General features: G+C 50.5%; 4 protein-coding genes. 1 reads left to right on the top strand and 3 read right to left on the bottom strand.

The features are described from left to right. On the bottom strand, positions 1-686 hold a 686-nt coding region (locus FHQ30_RS07435), incomplete at its 3' end, for a hypothetical protein (protein ID WP_500692253.1). Between FHQ30_RS07435 and FHQ30_RS07430 the strand changes: the two genes are divergently transcribed. After that, positions 669-878, top strand: coding sequence for a hypothetical protein (locus FHQ30_RS07430; protein ID WP_139611803.1), 210 nt, complete (start codon positions 669-671; stop codon positions 876-878). The two genes, FHQ30_RS07435 and FHQ30_RS07430, sit on opposite strands and share 18 nt — an antisense overlap. 15 nt (positions 879-893) lie before the next feature. Here the strand turns inward: FHQ30_RS07430 and FHQ30_RS07425 are convergent, their stop codons facing one another. Beyond that, positions 894-2,951, bottom strand: a complete 2,058-nt coding sequence (locus FHQ30_RS07425; protein ID WP_139611802.1) for a DUF6531 domain-containing protein — start codon at positions 2,949-2,951, stop codon at positions 894-896. Further along, positions 2,948-3,322: hypothetical protein (locus FHQ30_RS13255; protein WP_176552766.1), on the bottom strand; the 375-nt coding region annotated here is incomplete at its 5' end. The genes FHQ30_RS07425 and FHQ30_RS13255, both read right to left, overlap by 4 nt.

Raw genomic sequence — 3,322 nt, 5'->3', positions numbered from 1 at the left:
AACACACTATGTCTGCTACTTTCAATTCGTTGCTGTTTTTCCGTTTCGGTGTAGGCAAGCTGGTCGCCATCCCACACATACCGCACTTTGGTATTTTGCTCGCGACAGGCTTTCTCAATCCGTCTGCCGAGCGCATCGTATTTGTAATACCAGGTTTGCCCGTTGGGTAGCGAAAGGCAGGTGAGTTGGTTTGCCCCGTTCCATTGGTAACGGGTTTCCCGTTGGCGGTAACCGTGTTTGAATTCGGATTTGTGTGTCAGCCGTCCGGCGTTGTCGTAGCTGTACTGGGTATCGCCTATCCGCTGTAAGCGGTTGCCTTTTTGGTATAAATCCGGGTTGCTAACCTGAATTTGTTCATGATAGCGTGCGTTAAACGGGTCGCTGATTATGCCGTAACTCGGCAAGCCGATGTCTTGTTTATTCAGATAGCCGTTGGCATCGTAAGCATAACGTTCTTGCAGGCGGTCTCGTTCAACTACTTCCGTAATTTGGTTATTGCGATTGAGGCTAAAACTCAGGCGTTGCTGTTTGTCTTGCGTAGCGACGGTGTTTAAGGCTTTATCGTAGCGATAGTGTTTGTCGATTTGAGCAAAGCTCGGGCTGTCAATGCCGGTAGCCCGAAGTTCGTCACTGTGGAAGAAGCGTTGCGGCTCATAACCGGCACGTTGTTGAATCAGGCAGTCCATCGCATCGTAGTGTTGCTTCAGGATAAAGCCTTGATTGGCATGGCGTTCTATTTCGTTGCCGTGTTGGTCATATTCAAGCTGAAGCTGATGGTTTTGTTTATCCGTTGCCGGCAGTTGCAGCGCAATCAGCTCTCCTATCTTGTTATATTTAAACGTGGTGCTGATAGGCTGGTCTTTGCCGTCAATCCATAAATGGCGGGTAACGGTCTACTGCTCATCATCATATTCACGGGTGATACGCTGGCGCCCTTGCCACTCCTCCACGATACGGTCGAGGTCGTCATAGCGGTATTGCAGGCAGCTGTCGACGGTGTCGATTCGGCTCACCCGTCCGACTTTATCATATTGGTAGTGATAGCCGTCAGCGCCACAGTGCAGTTGCACCAAGCGCCCGTTGTCGTCATAGCGATAGTCGGTCTGTTCGCCTTCGCCGTTGGTTAAGTGCAGCAGATTGCCGTTTTCATCATAACGAAACGTCCAACGGTTGTCGGCAAAGTCGGTTTCGGTTTCGACCAAGCCGTCGGCATTAAAGGTGTAGGTGTAGGTTTCACCCAACGGATTGGTGACTTGGTTGAGTTTCAGGCTGTCTTTATCGTAGTCATACTGCCAGCGGTTGCCTTCGCCGTCGATTTTCTCGCTCAACAGGTCAAAGGCGCCGTAGCGTAACTGCCAGACCACGCCGTTGGCATCGGTGTAGCGAATCAGGTTGCCGTGGCGGTCATAGTCTTGTTGTTCGCGGCTGTCGTTCGGGCGGTCAATCCGGCTGAGTTTGCCGTGCGGGTTATAGCCGTAGTGCCATTGCGTGCCGTTGGCACGGCGCAGCGCGGTGAGGTTGTCGTGGCGGTCGTAGTCGAACTGAATCCGGCGTTGCTCCGCATCTTGCTCGGCAATCAGGCGGTGGCGTGGGTCGTAGTGGAACTGCTGTTGGCGTTGGCTTTGCCCGATACGGCTGTTAATCCGGGTGAGCAAGCCGTGTTGGTTAAGCTGAAACTCAGTCTGACTGCCATCGGGTGCGGTGAACAGGGTGGTGCGTTCATCCTCGTCGGTTTGGCGTGTCCAAGTGCGGTCTAACGGGTCGGTGAGGGCACAGAGTTGCTCCTCTTCGTCATATTGATAGTGCCAGGCTTCGCCGTCGGCAGCATAAAAGGTGCTGACTAAGCCGGTTTGTCCGAGGTAGTCAAAGCGCAGAGTTTGTCCTTCCGGCAGGGTTTGCGTCAGCAGGTTGCCGTCGTGGTCATAGTCAAAGCGGGTCGTCGCCCCGCTGTCCGTCGTTATCTGCAACGGCTTCATCAACCGGGTATCAAACTGATAGCGGGTGCAACGGCGTTGGCTGTCATACACAAGCGTCAAGCCGTCGTGATAGTCAAACCACACCGGATAGTACCCGTCGGCACCGATACTGTGCACACAACGCCCTTGGTGGTCATAGTGGTAATCCACCCAGGTTTGGTCATTGTCCGCCCAGCGGGTCAGATGGTACTGACTGTCATAGTGATAGAACAGATGATAATCCAACAGCGCATCGCTTTCGATTAGGCAACCGAGGCTGTCTTGGGTATAACGTACCAACACTTGCGGCTGCTCGCTGTCGGTGCGCACAATTTGTTGCAGGTATGGGACATGACCGTAGGAAGAGGATTGATAGACCAGTGTCAGCTCAATGCCGTCGGAATGGGTAACTCGGGTTAAACGGGATTGCCCTTGTGGTTCATCGGTATAGTGAAACCGCACTTCATTTTCAAACAGGTCAAGCCAACGGCTAAGGCGCAGTCTGCCGTCTTGCAGCGGCGCAAAGCCCAGTGCCTCATCATGGTCGGCAAGCCAAGCTTCGGGCAAGGCAAAGCATTTGGCGCTGCGGGTGTCACGGTTGACTAATTCCAGGTAGTCACGATGGCGGTTTAAGGTGAACTGAGGCTGGTCGGGATTAACCGACTGGGTGCTGCCAAGGGGCAGGGCAAAGCGTAAGTAACTGCCTTCCAGCGTGGCAATCTGAACGTGTTGCCCGTTGCCGCTCAGCTCGGCATATTCAGAGAAGTTATCAACCCAATAGCGCCCACATAACCCGTCGGCATGGTCAGCGGCTTTATGGCGAGCCCAAGTGCGGGTAAAGTGCAAGGGCAGAGTTTGCCCGAGGGTGAAATCAGTACGCTGCTCGACCAGATAGCCGGTGAGTACATCGATTGGGTCGCCTCGAACAAGTTTATCTTTAGCAAGGATAAATCGCTTAAGCCCAGCATTTTGAGGAAAGCGGACAATAAAGGTCATAAAATAGTATTGAGTGTATATTGAGAATATTTTTCATACAAGAAGAAAAAAAAGTCAATTGATTGTTCTATAAACTCCTTATCTGTTATAACATAAGTCGTAATAATGAGCATTCTTAGTACTATTTCATTTAATGAATCTAATTTGTCGCCATGAAATAGGCGATCATTTAATTCCCATAAATGTACCTTAAATCCTTCCAATATCTTTATATCTGATGGATCCTTCCAGAAAAGAGATAGCTTATCAAAATATTGATTAATTTCATCAAGTGTAACTTTAGAAAGTAATTTTTTAATTTCATCCAGCATTTCTTGATTGATAGATTGTAATTGGCTGATATTCAATTTCTCAGGATATTGCTCTATAAG

The sequence above is a fragment of the Testudinibacter sp. 'clade 2' genome (assembly GCF_006227735.1).
Classification (GTDB): Bacteria; Pseudomonadota; Gammaproteobacteria; order Enterobacterales; family Pasteurellaceae; genus Chelonobacter.
This window is presented reverse-complemented; position numbering and strand designations above follow the sequence as displayed.